Genomic DNA, 16,205 nt, shown 5'->3' with positions numbered 1-16,205 from the left:
CTGCCTTGAGCCGTTAGGTGGTTGGAGGATCTTTCGGCTCGGGGTGGAGGAGATGACTGTGCCTGGTGACGCGCTTGAGATGGACCCCGCTGAGCTGCGGAAGCGGATCGACACGACCAAGGCGCATTCGGCGCGGGTCTATGACGTGTTCCTCGGAGGGAAGGACAACTATCCCGTCGACCGGGAGGCCGCCGCGGCGGCGCTGGCCGCCAATCCCCGGGGGTATCTCGATGTGCGGCACAACCGGGACTTCATGCGGCGGGCCGTGACACGGCTCGCCGAGGAGGGGGTGCGGCAGTTCCTGGACGTCGGGACGGGGCTGCCCACCGGGGAGAACGTGCATCAGATCGCCCAGCGGATCGCGCCGGACTCGCGGGTCGTGTACGTCGACAACGACCCCGTCGTGCTGGCCCATGCGCGGGCGTTGCTGACATCGGGGCCCGAGGGGCGTACCGACTACATCGACGCGGACCTCGACGAGCCGGGGCGGATTCTCGAACTGGCCGCGCAGACGCTGGACTTCGGGGAGCCGGTGGCGTTGTGTCTCGTCGCCGTGCTGCACTTCGTCGAGGACGAGCGGGCGTATCCCATCGTGCGGGAGCTGGTGGAGGCGTTGCCGGACGGGAGCCGGCTGGTGCTGAGCCATCTCACCGACGAGATGCATCCCGGACCGGCCCGGGCGGTGCAACGGACGTACACCGAGCGGGGGTTCACCTTCGTGTTCCGGTCCAGGGCCGAGGTGGAGCGGTTCTTCGAGGAGACGCCGGGGCTCGGCCTCGACGCGCCGCCCGGGGTCGCGCCCGTGCACCGGTGGCATCCGGGGGCCGCGCCGCTGCCGCCCGCCATCGACGCGGAGGAGTTCGAGGCACTGGACGACATCGAGAAGATCCGGTACCGGGACATCAACGACGTGACCGACGACGACATCAATGTGTACGGGGCCACGGGGACCGTCACTCTTTGAGGACGTGCCTCAGGTAGGCGCCGGGGTCCGCGAGGTAGCGGCGCCAGTGGTCCACCAGGGACAGGTCCGGCCAGGTCGTCGTGCGCAGGCCGTGTTCGCCCACCTCGATGATGGCCGCGCCGGGGAGGGCGGTCAGGAGCGGGGAGTGGGTCGCGCAGATGACCTGGCCCCCGGAACTCGTCAAGTGGTCGATGTGGCCGAGGAGTTCGAGGCAGGACGTGAAGGACAGGGCGGCTTCCGGTTCGTCCATGACGTACAGCCCGGGGTGGTGGAACTTCTGGCGGAACGCGGCGAGGAAGCCCTCGCCGTGACTGACCTCGTCCGGGGTGAGGCCCTCTCTGCCCAGGGCGTCCAGGGCGGTTTCCGCGCGCAGGAAGAAGCCTTTGCGGGACTGCCAACTCGCCATCATCCGGCGGCCTCTGGCGGTGGGGTTGAGCTTCAGGCGTTTGCCCAAAGGGGACTTGGGGCGGTGGCTGGCGTACTTCCAGTCGTGGGAGCCGCCCCAGGGGTCCAGGCCGAAGGCTTCCGCTATGGCCTCCACGAGGGTGGATTTGCCCGAGCCGTTCTCGCCGACGAGGAAGGTCACCGGGGCGGTGAGGCGGAGGCCGGTGGTGAGGAGGTCCGTCACGCAGGGGACGGACCAGGGCCACTCCGTCTCGTTCTCGTCGTCCGTCGCTGTGTGCGCGTACACGCGGTCGATGATCACGGGGTCAGTCCCACCAGAAGTGCCAGCTCTGGGTGCCGATCAGCTCTTTCGCGTACACCTCGATCGTGCCCGAGCCCTGGTCGATGTTGTCCGGGCAGAACGCGTAGTGCTCCGCGGCGATGGCCTCCGCCTCCGCCTGGGTCGTGGGCGGGGCGGCCACCGAGACCGCGAGGGTCGCGAAGCCGATCGCCACTACGCGGGCGCCGAAGCGGTCCTCCCAGCTGCGCAGGACCGCGCAGAGGCGGGCCACGTCGTTGTCGTGGTTCAGGGGGCCGGTCCAGCCGATCGCGGCCGGGATGTCGGCGGAGCGGCGGGCGGGGACGAGGGCGAGGTGGGGCTCGGTGAACCCCATGCCGTTCTTCTCCGAGATCTCATCGGCGAGTTGAGCGGCCCGCGTGTCGGGGTCGGCGGTCGCCGTGGTGGCGGGGGCCAGGCCGGGCCAGGCGAGGGCGAAGGGGGCGCGCAGGGCGTCGTCGTCCTCGTCGTACCCCTCTTCGTCCTGCTCCCAGAACTCCGCGAGGACGTCCTCCGCGTCGTGGTCCCCCGGGTACGAGGCCATGGCCGGGTCCAGCTCCCAGCCCTCGCGCTCCAGCCAGTACTTGTCCACGTCCACCAGCACCGGGAGGAGGCCCGCCTGTGCCGAACGGGTGCCCAGCGCCGTCCAGTTGCCGGACGACGAGGGCTGGTCGGCGTACCACAGCAGGGGCTGGGGCCAGTTGGCGTCCACCAGTTTGCCGGGCGGGAGTTGGAGGCCCAGGCCGCGGCCGCTCGGGTCCGACGCGAGGTGGGGCAGGGGGTTCGGGAGTGTCGCCATGTCGGTGACTGTAGAGGGCGGCACTGACAATGGGGGCGGGGTCAGTCGGTGAGCTGGGTTTCGGTGTGGAGGCCGGCTGTGTCGGTGTCGGTGAAGAGGCTTACTCGGCCGTCGGACCAGCGGACGAGGATGTCGTCGGCGGCGAGGTTCGTGGTGAAGGCGCCCGCGGTGACCAGAGTGGCGTTCTTCCAGGGGGAGTTCGGGGGGCGGAGGGTGGTCTCGGGAGGGAGGGCCTGGGCGGTGAGGCCGGGGTAGAGGGTGGTCTCGCCGTCGCTCCAGCGGACGATCGCGTCGTCGGTGGGGCTGCCGGTGAGGGAGGCGGTGGTGAGCTGGGTGGCGTGGGGCCAGGTGGTGTTCTTGGCGGTGATCTGGGCTTGTTTTGTGAGGCCGTTGACGGTCAGGTCCGTGTAGACGGAGACGTGGCCGTCCTTGAAGGTGGCGAGGAGGTCGTCGCGGTTGCCGCCCGGGGTGAAACGGCCGCCGGTGATGAGCTGGGCGGTGTCGCGCCACAACGCTGTTCTGGGCGGGGCGAGTTGCTTCTCGCCGTGGAAGCCCTTGGTGTCGACGGTCGGGTAGAGGCTCATCTCGCCGTCGGTCCAGCGGACGACCAGTCCGTCGGTCGTGCCGCCCGTGTTGACCGTGGTGAGGGAGACGGCCTTCGCCCAGATGCTTCCCGGCGGGGCGAGTTGGTACTCGGTGGTGAGGGCGCCGCCGCGGTGGAGGGTGACCGTGCCGTCGTCCCAGCGTACGAGCAGGTCCATCGGGCCCGACGCGGCTGTGAAGTGGCCCGCCGTCATGCCCACCGCGTGCTTCCAGACGGCCCGGGTGAAGGGGTGGCGCTTCGGGGCGGGCGCAGAGAGGCCGTACGGGGGTCTCGCGCCCACCGCGCGGTGAGCGGCGGCGTCGTTGAACAGGGCCTGGGCGTCCTTGCCGTACAGGGGGGCGTACGTCACCCAGTCGTCGTTCGCGTCGTTGCCGCCGCCGTTGTAGCCGCCGGTGCTGCCGATGACCTTGCCGGTGCCGCGTACCGGGTCGTAGTCCTTGATCCAGGGGCCGCCGGAGACTCCGCCGGAGAAGCCCGTGCACGCCATGCTCAGCTGGGCGAAGCCGCGCAGGCGGGTCGTGTTCACCGTGCAACGGACCGGCTTGTGGCGGGGGTTGACGCGTTCCGAGCTGGGGTAGCCGAGGACCGTCACGCGGTGGGTGTAGCCCGTCGCGGTGGTCGTGAACGTCAGGGCGCCCGTCACGTCCTCCAGCCATCTGCCCTTGCTGTTCCTGGTGGTCTGCGCGAACGCCAGGTCCAGGTCGGAGGTCGGCTTCTTCGTGTTCGCCTCGTAGCGGGGGTCCACGTACACCTGGGTGACCGGGAAGACGCCGTACGGCTGGGCCGCCGCCGACTTTCCGCTCACGTAGGCCGGGACGAAGATCCGATGCGTGGCCTTGCGCAGGCTCAGGCCGCAGTGGCCTGCCGTCAGGACGATGTCCTTGGCCTTCGTGTGGACGACGCTGCCCGTGCAGAACGTGCTTCTGCCGCCGAGGGGTTTGGTGTCGAAGAAGAACGTGCCCACGGTGGGGTGGCCGGCGAACTGCTGGGGGGACGGGGTGCCGGGTGGGGGGCGGTGGGGGGTGGCTGCGTCGGTGTGGGCCTGGGGGGAGGTGTGCGGCGCCGAGGGGGTGGCGTCGGCCGGGGTTGCGTCTGCCATGCGGGCCGCTGTCCAGTACTGCTCTTCCGCGCGCGGGGTCGGCTGGGTGGACGCCGGGGTGGCCGAGGCCGGGGTGGTGCTCAGCGCGACGGCGCTCAGGGTCAGCGCGAGAACCGGGAGCCAGCCGTGTCTGGAACGCAAGGGGACGTCTTTCGGTCTTGGGGAGGACGCCGGATGGCGGGGGCGGGCGGTGCGCCTGTGGGAAGTATGTCTTGGGGCGCCGCCAGGGGACAGGGAGGGAGGGGGCGACCTTGATCACGCTTTGTGTGGTGTCTCCGGCTTTGGGGCTCCCTGGCCGAGGGGGTGGTGCCGGTCGGCCAGGGAGGGGGTTCGAGTGCCTCAAGCAGCCAGCAGGGGCAGGGAGTTGAGGTGTTCCTCCGGGATGTCGAAGGCGTCCGTGAAGGTGGTGAGGTGGGGGGAGAGGAGGGTGGTGAGGGTGGCTCGGGCTGTGGGGAGGGCTCGGATCTGGTCCGGGGTGAGGGCGCCTTCCGCGAGGAGGAGGCCCTCGTGCGGCTGGAGGTGGCGGAGGAGGAACAGGGCGTGCAGGGCGGTCAGTTCGGGGGAGGCGGCTTGGGTGCACGCCGTTGCGAAGGCGTCCGAGGCCCGGCCGAGGGCGTATGTCTCCACGAGGGTCAGGGCGGGGAGGGCCGCGTTGTTCCAGCGGGTGAAGGTGTCGCCCTGGGTGCCGGGGGCGCGGAGGGCGGCGCGGGCCGTCCGGTGCCAGTGGCGTTCGGCGGTGGTGAGGGCTCGGCGGAGGAACGTTACGTCCGTTACGTTCTCGGCTCCTGTCGCCTCGGGCTGCTCCTCGGCGAGGGGGTGGGCGAAGAGCATCTCCGCACCCGCCTTCGACCAGACGGCGAGGTTGTCGCCCTCGGCGGTGATCGCGCCCTCGACGTTCGCGGGGTAGTCGGCGAGGCCGTTGGCCGGGAAGAGGCCACGGGCGCCGCAGCGTTCGCGGCACTCGGTGACGATGTCTCGGGCCTGGTAGGTGATCCAGCCCTTCGCGACGGCCACGAGGCGCTCCGCTGCGGGGCGGTCGGAGGTGGCGGGTGGCTGGGTGGGTGAGTGGCTGAGCCACTGGGCCTGTGCTGGGGGCTCGGCCGGGTCGGTGGATGAGTGGCTGAGCCTCTCGGCCGCCCGCGCCGGCTCAGTGGATGAGTGGCTCAGCCACTCGTCCATCACCGCCCGGTGCAGGAACGTCATCGCGTACGCCGTCGCCACCCGGTCCAGCAGGCGGGACCGGTGAGAGAGGTACGCCGAGATGGGGACGCGGTCGGTGCCGCCCGCCGGGCCCGAGACCTTGCGGAGTTCCGCGTACCGGACCGCGACGGCCAGCGCCGCCCGGGAGCCGCCCAGGGTGCTCGCGCTCATGCACAGCTTGCCGATCGTGACCCGGTCGATCGCCGTGAGGAAGCGTTTCCGCGGACTGCCGATCGTGCTGGACACCGTGCCATCGGAGGTCAGGCGGCCGTGCGGGCCCTGGATCAGCGCCGTGCGGGGGAGGCGGACGTCCGTGAACGTCGTCACGCAGTGGTCGACCGGGCTACCGACGCGGGGCGGGAGGGGTTCGATCTTCACGCCGGGAAGCGGGCCGTACTCGTCCGTGAGGGGGGTGAGGAACAGGAACACGCCCTCGTCGCGGCCGTCCACGAGGAGGCGGGCCGCCACCACGCCGGTCTTCGGGCCGCCCGCGGGGCTGGTGTTGGGCATGTACTTCGTCGCGCCGTCGTGCGGGGTGTTCAGGACGAACGCGTCGTGAGCCGCGTCGTACGTCGCCGTCGTCTCCAGGGCCGCCGCGTCGTTGCCGTGGCCGTGTTCCGTGCAGAGGAACGTTCCGATCTGGGCGAGGGACGTGTACGGGGTGAGGTCGCGGGGCGGCGAGTCGTGGTCCGCGAGGAGGCTGCCGAGGAAGAGGTTGTAGTGGATCGAGGCGAGGGAGGTGGTGCCGCCGTCCACCACCGACGTCCACTCGTGCAGTGCGGCGAGGTGGCGGGGGTTCGTCGCCAACTCCTCTGGTGTGACCGGGAGTTGGGTGTTGATGTGACGCAGTCTCGCGTACGCCAGTCGCCACCGCTCCTCGGTCGTCGCCTCGGGGCGGTGGCGGAACACGGGGGCCGTGATCGTGCTGCGGTGGTGGGCGTGGGGGCCCTCCGGGCCGTCCTGGAAGAGGAGTTCCCGCAGGGTGGGGCGTGGTGAGGTGATCGACATGCCCCGCTTATCTGCGGAACGGGCCCTCAGGTAACGATCTTCGAGGTTAAAGGTTGGTGGTGAAGGCGGACCAGGTGGTGGGGGCGAGGGCGAGGGTCGGGCCGGTGGTCTCGGGGTTCTTGGAGTCGCGGATGTGGATGGTGCCGGGGCACTGGGCCACCTCGACGCACTGGCCGCCGTTGCTGCCGCTGTAGCTCGACTTCCGCCAGGCGACGGCGATTTCGAGGCACGCGCCGCCTTCGTCGCTGCTGTACGTCGACTTGAACCACTGAAGGGCTTCGGTGTTCATGCTGCTCCTAGCAAGGTGTCCAACATGTGCTTGGACTCTTCGACGTCGCGGGCCTGTGTCCGCAGCATCGCATACTTGCTCTCCAGGATGGACATCTCATCCGGGTCCGAAACCCAGTGGCTGCCGCGCTGTCCTTCGGTGTACGCGAGGTGCTGGTGGTCCTCGGTTTCGAGGAGGATGAACGGGCCTGCTGTGCCCGCGTGGTGAAGGCTCGCCAGGGGGAGGATCTGGATCGTCACGTTGGGCCGGTCCGCGAGGTCCCGCAGGTGGCTGAGTTGCCGCAGCCTTATGTCCTGGCCGCCGATCATCATGTGGAGCACCGGCTCCCAGATGATGAAGCTCATGGTCGGCGGGGTCTCGCGTTCGAAGATTGCCAGACGCTCGACTCGGCCCTGCAACTTCGCCTGGATCTCCTCCTCGTCGTACGCGGGGACGCGCTCGCGCAGGACGGCTTCCGCGTACTCCTCCGTCTGGAGAAGGCCGGGGACGACCGCGTTGTCGTACCAGGACAGCACGATCGACGAGCGCTCGTGGTCGATGTACAGCTCCGCGAACTCCGGGTACTGGTCGATCTCCGGAAGGTTCTCCGCCCCCTCCTCGAACACCCCCTTCGTGCCGAGCGCGATGTCGATCTTCCGTCCGATGTCCGGCTTCAGAGGCCGTCGGCCCTGCTCGATGGACGCGACCGTCTCGTCGTCGACCTTGATCATCGCCGCGAGCTGGACCTGCGTGTAACCGCTCGCGCGGCGGGCGGCGGCGATCTGCCTGCCCAGCATCTTCATCGAGGTTTTGTTCCTCGGCCTTGACGGCTTCCTTGGGCTCATGTTGGCGTGTATCCCCCGGGGTTGGGCGTGGTGCACCCGTACACACCCGTACAGAAAGTGCGGTACGGGCTCGCAGGGTGTTCCACCGTAGTGACCTTGCGCAACTCTCGCCCCGTGAACGGAACAACTCATCGGCCGTCGCTGCGAGAGAGGTGCTTCCGCCGTGACCGGCGGTCCGTGCCTGCCGCTCGGCGGTTCGCCTTGGAGACGCTTACCGGTTGGGGGCTCGCTTCGTCGGAGCGGGTGCCCGATGTCCTGTTGTGTGTCAGCGAGTTGGTGACCAACGCGCTGCTGCACGGGGTTCCTGTCGGACGTCAGCTCATGCTGTCGCTGCGGCTCGACGGGGAGCTCCTCCTCGTCGAGGTGCACGACAGCGGGGACGGCTGGCCGCACATCGCGCAGGCACGGGACGGGGACGAGGGCGGGCGCGGGCTCGTGCTGGTCGCCGCGCTCAGCGCGAAGTGGGGAGTGCGGGAGAGGGGGGTCGGGAAGATCGTGTGGTGCGAGTTCACCGTGCGGTCGGGGACGCCAACCGCCCTTTCACCCACGCCGGTTCGGGGTTGACGTACGGGCGGCCCGCGACGAACACCGTCGGGACGGTCTCGTTGCCGTCGTTGGCCGCCCGCACTCGTGCCGCCGCGTCCGGGTCGGCCCAGATGTTGACCCAGTGGACGCGGTCGGCGTCGGCGCCGAGGCGGATGCGCAGGCGGGCGCAGTACTTGCAGCCGGGGCGCCAGTAGACGACCGGTCGGCCGTCGGGCGTGCTGCGGGCCTGCGCGTCGGTGATCGAACGGGGGAAGATCAGCGGGGAGTTGATGACCGCGAGGACCGCGAAGAGGAGGACGAAGGCCACCGCCGCCACCGGGTTCTCCCTGGTGAACAGGCTGACTGCGGCGAGGGCGCCGCAGAGGGCCAGCAGGGCGGGGAGGATCCAGGCGCGGTTCATGAGGCCGCAGAGTATCCGGGGGTCAGCGGGAGCGTTCCGCCAGGGTGAGGAGGAGGTGCGCGGACTCCGGGTGGTGGAAGTCGGAGTGGGCGCCGGTGGGGTCGAGGCGGCTGCCCCGGTAGAGCCAGTCGGCGTTCATGTTCACCAGGCGGTGGTCCAGGGTGTGTTGGGGGTAGGGGTCGGTGAACTTCCGTAGCTCCGTGGAGAATTGGGGGACCGGCGCCGGGCCGACGCCAGAGTGGCCGATGCCGGGGGCCTTCTCCGCGCGCAGGTGCCAGAAGCCCGTCGCCCGGTCCCAGCGGGAGTGCGTGAGGACCAGGGGTCCGCGCAGCGGGGCGCCCGGGTGGGCCGGGGTCGGGAACAGGGTGGCGAAGTGGGTCGTGAACGCGTCGCGCGGCGCGGCCATCTGGAAGATCAGCATGCTGTCGACCGTGAACGGCCGGCGGGCGTCGTACGGCATGCTCCAGCCGAGCGTCTTCGGCGGATCGGCGGCCCGCTGCACCGCCTCGCACAGGAACCGCCCGCCGAAGGAGTGGCCCATCAGGTGGAGGTACTTGCCGCTGCGGCCCGCGAGGACCGGCGGCGCCTTCGGATCGCCGCGCACGCCGTCCAGGTACCCGAGCAAGTGCCCTATGACGTACGGGGCGTGGCCCTTGCCCTCCGCGCTCATCGCGTGCGCGCGGTCCCGGATGCGGGTGTAACCGCCCTTGAGTTTCGAGAGACTTGAGGAGGGCCAGCGTACGACCACGCACCAGGGGCGGTAGCCGTCCCCTTTGAGGCCGGGGTAGCGGTCGGGGGTCCTGGCGTACAACTGCGTCGCCTGGGCGAGGAGTTGGGTCGCGGTCTTCGTCGCCCGCGCGGGCGGGGTCTGCCAGCCGTGGACGTACACGTGGATGTCGGTGGCCCAGGCGGGGAGGGGGAGGGTGGTGGCTAGGTGGTCGGCGACGCGGGTGACCGGGACCGGGGTGCCCCTGCCCGTCGTCAGGCGGCCCTGGTCGTCGAGGTCGATCTCGGCGGGCTTCATGAGGCGAGGTCCAGTCTGCTGTCGATGCCGCAGTTCAGGCCGTACGTGAGAGCCAGCGGGTTGTGGTACTTCTCGGCGAAGTCCCGCACCAGGGACTGGCTGATCTCGCCGGCCGTGCGCTCCCCGGCGAGGTACGACTCCAGGAAGCCGTACGCGTACTCGGCGGCGAAGACCTGGGGGACATCGATCTGCGGGGCGAGGACGCCGACCGCGCCCATCGCGATCAGCTCCTGGCCGAGGTGCTTGAGGGCGTTCGGGGCGCCCGCGCGGCCCGTGTGGCAGGCGTTGAGCAGGACGAACGGCTTGAAACGGGCCTGCGGGGTGCGGGGGATGCCCCTGCGCTGCTGGGCGACCGTGGGGCCGTCGACCTGCTCGTCGTCGGTGAGCCGTACCGACAGACAGGTGCCGGAGGCGCCGTTGTCCGCGTAGTGGCCGTGGCACCAGAAGTACATGAGGTCCTCGGTGAGGACCCGCACCGCGAGCGCGTCCAGCAGTTCGCCGCCCCGGGTGCGTACGGTCAACCGGCTCTGCTCGTCGAGGAGTTGATGGACGTCGGGGGCGCGGCCCACGCCGTCCAGGGCCTCGTCCTTGTTCAGGCTGGTGGCGGCGCGGTCGCGGACGGCCGACGGGGCGTGGTCCCAGGACTGCTGGGCGTTCTGCTCCACCTGGTGACGGTAGCCCAGGAACGCTTCCCAGGGGCTCGTACACAGCGCGGGGTCGACGGCGAGCATCGCCCAGGGCAACTGGACACAGGAGTCGAAGCTGACGCGCAGCGGGTCCGGACCGGCCAGCGCGTCGAGGAGGAAGTCGCGCACGCCGCGCAGATCCGGGTGGTGGCCGTCGAGCATGGCCGTCAGCAGCCCATGGCCGTGGCGGGCCAGCCTCGCCACCAACTCGTCGGTCACCGCGGCGAATTCACTGAGGTCGGCGGACTCGCTGAGCGGGTAGCCGCCCACCCGGCCGCCGTACCCGCCGTCGGGACTCTGGTGGCGTACGAACAGGTCGCTCCACAACCCCCGCAGACGGGCGCCCAGTTGCCACAGCTCCGCCGTCGGGATCTCCAGCTCGGCGCGCAGCCACCGGGGGCCGGACACGACGATGTGGAGCCGTTCTCCCTCGTACGGGAGCAGGGCGACGCGCAGTCCCGCGCTGTCCTGTCCAGGTGGTTCCCCCGTGTAGCCGTGGGCCGGGTCGCGGACCGTCTCCACCGCCATGTGCACCGTCATTCCGCCGGACCCTCCCCTTCCTCGGCGACTGCGACGATCGCCTTGATCTCCTGGAGCACGAACCCCGAGGCGTGGTCGTACATCGTGAAGCGCACCTCGTGCTCGCCGGGTTCGCGCGCGGTCAGTTCGAAACGCAGGGGGCCGCCGGGCTCGTACTCCGTCATCGGCGGGTCGACCAGGGCCCTGGTGCGGCAGCCCGCGATCACCATCAGGCGGCCCAACTCCCCTTCTCCGCGCTGGCGTTCGAGCCTCACCTCCAGCTGGGCCGGCGTGTCCGTCACCGGCTCGTCGGTCAGCAGCGTGACGCGGGCCCGCCAGGCCGGGCGGGCCGTGCGCAGGCGCCACGCGAGTTCCTGGACCGTGGGGTGTTCAGCGCCGAGCGCCTGCGCGTGGAGGGCGACGACGTCCTCGGGGACGTCGTCCACGCCGGACTCCAGGCAGGTGAGGGCCAGTTCGGCGAGGGCTTCGAGGGTGTCGGGGTGGTGGGGGCCGAAGGTGCGGGAGCGGCCCTCGTACACGGCTCGCAGGAGGGTGGCGGCGGTCCGGGGGTCGTCGAGGGAGCGGGCGATGAGGATCGCGAGGGTGGGGAGGGCGTCGTCGTACCCGTAGGAGAACGTGTCGACCGTCTCGCCGCGCCGGATCGACTCCTCGTCGTCCGCGCGGACCGGACCCGACTCCTCGTGGGCCCGCGCGATGGCCTCCGGGGTCGTGGGCGGGGCGGACGGGTCCAGGCGCAGCCGTTCGGCCAGGACCTCGGCGGCCTCCTCGCGGGCGCCGTCCTGGAGCAGGGCGTGGGCGAGGACCGGGAGGACGTCCTGCGTCTGACGGTGGTCGGCGCCGAACGTCCGACGGGCGTGTTCGACCAGGTCACGGGCCATCTCCACGGCGCGGCCCGGAAGTCCCGCGTCGGCCGTGAGCCAGGCGAGCGAGCCGCGTACCCACACGGTCGTCGGGTGCTCCTCCGGCAACTCCGCCTCACAGCGCGGGAGAGTGTCCTGAAGGATGCGCGCGGCGCGCTGGGTGTCGCCCGCCTGCCAGCAGACGTACGCGAGGAACGACCGCCGCGACAGGGTGTCGGGGTGGTTCTCGCCGAGCGCCCGCGCACTGTCCGCGAGCAGGGACTCGGCCTCCCGCAGGGTGCGCAGGCGTTCTCCCGTGTGGCGCAGGGCGCGTACGAGGTTCTCGCGGGTGCTGAGTGTGGCCGAGTGGTCGGCGCCCTGCACCCGGGTCCGGTCGGCCGCGAGCGCGGTGAACTGCGCCACGGCGAGCGCGGTGTGCTCCGCCTTGCGATGGGCCTCCGCGAGACGGCCGCGCGCGGCGAGGGTCTGCGTGTGGTCGGGGCCGAGGACCCGCTCGCAGTCCGCCGCCAGCCGCTCGGCCACCTCCGCCGAGCGCACGGCGCCGGACGGGCTCAGCCAGGTCCAGGCGATGTCCTGGCGCACCCTGAGGGGCTGGAGGTGGTCCGGGCCGTGGACGCGCTCGTGGTCGCGCAGCAGCTCCGCCAGGTCCCGCAGCGCCCCCGGCCGGTCGTCCGCGAACTCCCGGTCCTCGGCCAGGGCCATCCTGCTGTCCAGCGTGCCGGGATGGTCGGGGCCCAGCACCCGGATGCGGTCCGCGACCAGCTCCTCCAGGACGGCTATGGCCCGCTCGTAGTGGCGTCCCTGACCGAGCGCGACCGCCAGCAGGTGACGGGCGCCGAGCGTCAGGTGGTGGTCCGGGCCGCCCAGCCGGGTACGGGCCTCCACCAGCGCCTCGTAGGCGACGACCGCGCGGTGGTGCTGGCCCGACCACGTCCAGGCGTGGGCGAGGAGGGCGCGCGCTCCGACGGTCGCGGTGTGCTCGCGGCCCCGGATCCGGGCGTGGTCGGCGACCAGCGCCTCGGCGAGGGCCGCCGCGTGCAGGTAGGCGTCCGCCGAGCAGTGGCCCGTCACCAGGGTGATCCGGAACCCGAGCACGGACGGGTGCTCCGGCCCCTGCCGCCCGGCCGCGTCCGCCACCACCGCCTCCAGCAGGCCCAGCGACTCCGCGTGCGCCCCCGCCGCGCGCCGGACGACCGCCAGGTCACGGCGGGCAAGCAGCGTACGAGGGTGGTCGGCGCCCCGCAGCCGCGTCCAGGTCGCGACCGCCTCCTCGTACAGCTCGGTGGCCCTCGCGTGGTCCCCCGCCGCCGAGCACGCGTCCGCCAGGTTCTCCCTGATCAGAAGGGTGTCCGGGGCCTCCGGGCCCAGCAGGCGGACGCGGTCCGCCAGCAGCGCGGTGAAATCGGCCACCGCGCCGTCGTCGTCACCCGCGCCGAGCCGGGCCAGCGCCAGACCGTTGCGGGCGTGCAGGGTGTCGGGAGCCTCGGGGCCGAGGACCCGGGCGCGGTCCGCGACCAGTGACTCGTACGCCGGGACGGCCTCGCGGAACTCGCCGGCCGAGCGCATGACGTACGCCCGCCAGCTCCTCGTGTCGAGGGTGCGGGGGTGGTCGGGGCCCAGGAGGCGGGTGCGGTCGGTGACCAGGGCGTCGAAAAGCCTTTTCGCCTCGCGGTGGTTCCCGGCCGCGCGGTGGGCCGCCGCGTGGCGTTCCCGTACGTAGAGGGTCGAAGGGTGATCGGCGCCGTACGCGTCCTCGTGGTCGGCTTCCAGCACGGCGAACAGGTCGAGGGCCTCGCGGTGATCGTCCTCCTCCAGGAACACCTCCGCGAGGTTGTAGCGGGTGTCCAGGACCGTGGGGTGGTCGGGGCGTAGGAACTCGCCTATTTCGTCGAGGAGTTCGCGCAGAGATGCGACCGCTTTGTGGTGGTCACCCGCGAACTGGTGTGTGCGGGCCAGTGATTGACGGAGTTTCAGCACACTTTGGTGCTCCGGCCCCAGCACCCGCGTACGATCCGCGATCACTTCCTCGAACAACCTTACGGCTTCGGCGTGTTCGTCGGCCGCCCGGTGCGCGAAGGCCAGGTTGGCGCGCGCGGACAGGGTGTGCGGGTGGTCGGGGCCCTGCACCCGTGTGCGGACCTCGACCAGTTCCGCGCGTTCCCGTACGGCCCTGCCGAAGTCTCCGGTGAGCTGGCGGGCGAAGGCCAGGGCGCCCCGGGTGCGGAGGGTCTCGACGTGGTGCTCGCTGCGGACGCGGGTGAAGTCGGCGATCAACTCCTCGTACGCGGTGATCGCGAGCGTGTAGTGGCCTCGGATGCGGTGGGTGGTCGCGATGTCGTCGCGGTAGTCCAGGGTCGCGGGGTGGTCGGGGCCCTGGTAGCGGGCGCTGTCCTCGGCCAGGGACTCCTGTTCGGCGAGGCACGCGTCGGCGCCCTCCGCGTCCGTCAGGCAGTACGCGAGGCGCTGGCGGCACTTGAGGGTGTCGGGGTGGTCGGGGCCCTGGACGCGGGCGCGGTCGGCGACCAGGTCGCGGTAGAGGGAGACGGCCGTGCGGGACTCGCCCGCCGAGTGGTGGGCCGCCGCCAGCCAGCCCCGGCAGTTCAGCGTCTCGGGGTGGTCGGGCCCGTACGCCTCGCTGCGGGCCGCCGTCGCCTCCTCGTACAGGGCGAGGGCCTTGCGGTGGTCGCCGGCGGCCTGGTGGGCGTAGGCCAGGTTGCTGAGGGCCGCCAGGGCGTCGGGGTGGGTGGGGGTGAGGACGCGGGGCAGGTCCACCGCCAGTGCCGCGAACTCCCGTACGGCTTCCGCGTGCCGGCCCGCCGTCTGGAGGGCGTACGCGCGGCCCGAGCGGGTCATGTGGGTTTCCGGGGCCTCCGGGAAGAGGCGGCGGCGGTGGGCCAGGACCTCGGTCAAGTGCTCGACCGCGCGGGTCACTTCACCCGCCTTGCGGTACGTGTGCGCGAGGCGTTCGCGGGCCGTCAGGGTCTCCGGGGCGTCCGGGCCGTGCAGGCGGTGGCGGTCCAGGTAGACGTCCTTGCACAGGGCGACCGCCTTCGCCGGGTCGCCCGCCTTCGCGTGGAGTTCCGCCAACTGGTCGCGGTCGTGCAGGGTTCGGGGGGCGTCCTCGCCGTCCAGGACTCTGTCCGCGTGGACCGCCGCGTCCATCAGGGGGATCGCCAGGACGTGTTGCTCCCTCGCGATCAACTCCCGGGCGCCCTTGCGGTACATGTCCGCGATCCGGGGGGTGGGGGTCGCCGTCGGGGCGGACTCCGCCAGGGCCTGGATGTGGATCAACGGGGCTTTGTCGGTGGGGGTGTTCGCGGTGTGGGCGGCCAGGGCCCGTTCCATCCGGTCGCGGGGGGTGTTGTCCGGGGAGGGGGGTTCGGAGCGTTGCAGGGAGCGGCGGACCAGGCGGTGCAGGAGGAGACCGGCGGGGGTGGCGGTGAGGAGGTGGAAGTCCTCCAACGCCTGGATGGCGGCGTTCAGTTCGGGTTCCGGGGACGGCCAGTGGTCCAGGATCTCGCGGGGGATCGCCTCGGGGGCGCACCAGGACAGGGCGTGCAGGAGGGGGGTGGAGAGGGGGTGGTCCTGGTGGATGGTGGCCAGGCTGGTGCGCCAGATCTGGGTGATGCGGGTGCTGTCCGCGGACGGGGGTCCGGCGTTCGCGAGGCGCGTGCGGTAGCCCCCGAGCGGGGTGCCGGTCTCGCGGAGATAGGCGCCCGCCTGGGTGAGGGCCAGAGGGAGGCGGCCCAGGTCCTGGACCAGGGCGGCTGCGACCGTGTCGTCGGCGGGGGTGGTGTCGGTGAGACCGGCCGTCGTGCGCAGGAGGGTGTACGCCTCCTTGGCCGGCAGGACGTCCAAGGGGATCAGGCGGGCCTCCGCCGGCCAGCCGGTGCGGCAGCGGGTCGTCACCAACTGGCGGCCCCTGCCCAGGAGTCGGCCCAGGTACGGGGTGAGGTGCTCGGGGCGCTCCACGTTGTCGTACACCAACAGCCAGTCCTGGTGGGCGTGCAGCCACAGGAGGGCGAACTCCGTGCGCTCGTTGGGGGGTGCGGTGCGGGACCAGGTGGGGTGGAGGTGGTGGGCCAAGTCGGCGAGGCCCGTGGCTATTTGGGCTTCCGACTCGGCGGAGATCCACCAGATCGGGGGGTGGTCGGGGGTGGCCCGGGTGTGGGCGTGGCGGAGGGCGAGGGCCGTTTTGCCTATGCCGCCGAGGCCGCTGAGGGTGGTGGTGCGTTCTTCGGGGCGGGGCTCGTCGGAGGGTGGTCCGTCGGTGGGGGGTGCTGCGGAGGGCGGCCCTTCGGAGGGCGGTGCTATCACGCCGCTGCCCGTGCGCAACGCCGCCTCTAATCGGGCGAGTTCGGCTTCCCTGCCGATGAAGGGCTCCGCCGGGAGCGGGGGGAGGTTGTGCAGGCCCGGAGGCGGTGCGAGACGTACAGCGGCCTCGCGGATCGCGGGCGGCAGAGTCGTCGTGGGCTGCTCGGCGTGGGGGTCCACGCGGCGCCGGGAACCGTCGGAATCGTGCTCGGACGTCGCCGTACCACTGTAGGGCACGGCAGGGCGCGCGGCCCGTTCGTCGACGGTGATGGCCATATGTCCCCCGCATCCGGCGCGCTGTCAACGGTACTTTGCCGCAGGGGAGTT

At 71.6% G+C, this 16,205-nt stretch carries 12 protein-coding genes; 2 read left to right on the top strand and 10 right to left on the bottom strand.

Annotated elements, in window-relative coordinates; translation table 11 throughout:
* Window positions 1-58 precede the first annotated feature (58 nt).
* A complete protein-coding gene (locus tag ACLZOT_RS36930) occupies window positions 59-964 on the top strand; it encodes an SAM-dependent methyltransferase (protein WP_416973548.1) in 906 nt (301 codons plus the stop codon).
* On the opposite strand, the gene ACLZOT_RS36925 is transcribed toward ACLZOT_RS36930, so the two are convergent.
* The 6 genes from ACLZOT_RS36925 to ACLZOT_RS36900 form a co-directional block, all read right to left on the bottom strand.
* On the bottom strand, window positions 954-1,670 hold the full coding sequence (locus ACLZOT_RS36925; protein WP_416973526.1) for an AAA family ATPase: 717 nt from the start codon (window positions 1,668-1,670) through the stop codon (window positions 954-956). The two genes, ACLZOT_RS36930 and ACLZOT_RS36925, sit on opposite strands and share 11 nt — an antisense overlap.
* A gap of 4 nt (window positions 1,671-1,674) precedes the next feature.
* Complete coding sequence (locus ACLZOT_RS36920; RefSeq protein WP_416973525.1) at window positions 1,675-2,484, bottom strand: DUF4253 domain-containing protein; 810 nt, start codon at window positions 2,482-2,484, stop codon at window positions 1,675-1,677.
* A 41-nt stretch (window positions 2,485-2,525) separates the two neighbouring features.
* Window positions 2,526-4,328 carry a trypsin-like serine protease gene (locus ACLZOT_RS36915; RefSeq protein WP_416973524.1) on the bottom strand — a complete coding sequence of 601 codons (1,803 nt, stop codon included), beginning with the start codon at window positions 4,326-4,328 and terminating at the stop codon, window positions 2,526-2,528.
* A gap of 198 nt (window positions 4,329-4,526) precedes the next feature.
* A complete protein-coding gene (locus tag ACLZOT_RS36910) occupies window positions 4,527-6,395 on the bottom strand; it encodes an acyl-CoA dehydrogenase (RefSeq protein ID WP_416973523.1) in 1,869 nt (622 codons plus the stop codon).
* Between the two features lie 46 nt (window positions 6,396-6,441).
* Window positions 6,442-6,684, bottom strand: coding sequence for a DUF397 domain-containing protein (locus ACLZOT_RS36905; protein WP_416973522.1), 243 nt, complete (start codon window positions 6,682-6,684; stop codon window positions 6,442-6,444).
* Window positions 6,681-7,466 carry a helix-turn-helix domain-containing protein gene (locus tag ACLZOT_RS36900; RefSeq protein WP_416973521.1) on the bottom strand — a complete coding sequence of 262 codons (786 nt, stop codon included), beginning with the start codon at window positions 7,464-7,466 and terminating at the stop codon, window positions 6,681-6,683. Before ACLZOT_RS36900 ends, ACLZOT_RS36905 begins: the two co-directional genes overlap by 4 nt.
* 156 nt (window positions 7,467-7,622) lie before the next feature.
* On the opposite strand from ACLZOT_RS36900, the gene ACLZOT_RS36895 reads away from it, so the two are divergent.
* Window positions 7,623-8,072, top strand: coding sequence for an ATP-binding protein (locus ACLZOT_RS36895; protein ID WP_416973520.1), 450 nt, complete (start codon window positions 7,623-7,625; stop codon window positions 8,070-8,072).
* Here ACLZOT_RS36895 and ACLZOT_RS36890 read toward each other — a convergent pair.
* The 4 genes from ACLZOT_RS36890 to ACLZOT_RS36875 are packed head-to-tail and all read right to left on the bottom strand — an operon-like array spanning window position 8,017 to window position 16,154.
* Window positions 8,017-8,454 (bottom strand): glutaredoxin domain-containing protein, encoded by a 438-nt coding sequence (locus ACLZOT_RS36890; protein WP_416973519.1) that lies wholly within the window; start codon window positions 8,452-8,454, stop codon window positions 8,017-8,019. The two genes, ACLZOT_RS36895 and ACLZOT_RS36890, sit on opposite strands and share 56 nt — an antisense overlap.
* A 22-nt stretch (window positions 8,455-8,476) precedes the next feature.
* On the bottom strand, window positions 8,477-9,478 hold the full coding sequence (locus ACLZOT_RS36885; RefSeq protein WP_416973518.1) for a hypothetical protein: 1,002 nt from the start codon (window positions 9,476-9,478) through the stop codon (window positions 8,477-8,479).
* Window positions 9,475-10,704: a CHAT domain-containing protein gene (locus ACLZOT_RS36880; protein WP_416973517.1), complete on the bottom strand. Its 1,230-nt coding sequence runs from the start codon at window positions 10,702-10,704 to the stop codon at window positions 9,475-9,477. Before ACLZOT_RS36880 ends, ACLZOT_RS36885 begins: the two co-directional genes overlap by 4 nt.
* Window positions 10,701-16,154, bottom strand: coding sequence for a tetratricopeptide repeat protein (locus ACLZOT_RS36875; protein ID WP_416973516.1), 5,454 nt, complete (start codon window positions 16,152-16,154; stop codon window positions 10,701-10,703). Before ACLZOT_RS36875 ends, ACLZOT_RS36880 begins: the two co-directional genes overlap by 4 nt.
* Between the last annotated feature and the right edge of the window lie 51 nt (window positions 16,155-16,205).

The sequence above is a fragment of the Streptomyces sp. 4F14 genome (genome assembly GCF_048159485.1).
Lineage (GTDB): Bacteria > Actinomycetota > Actinomycetes > Streptomycetales > Streptomycetaceae > Streptomyces.
The sequence above is the reverse complement of the archived record's forward strand: the minus strand, read 5'-3'. Positions and strand labels throughout refer to the sequence as shown.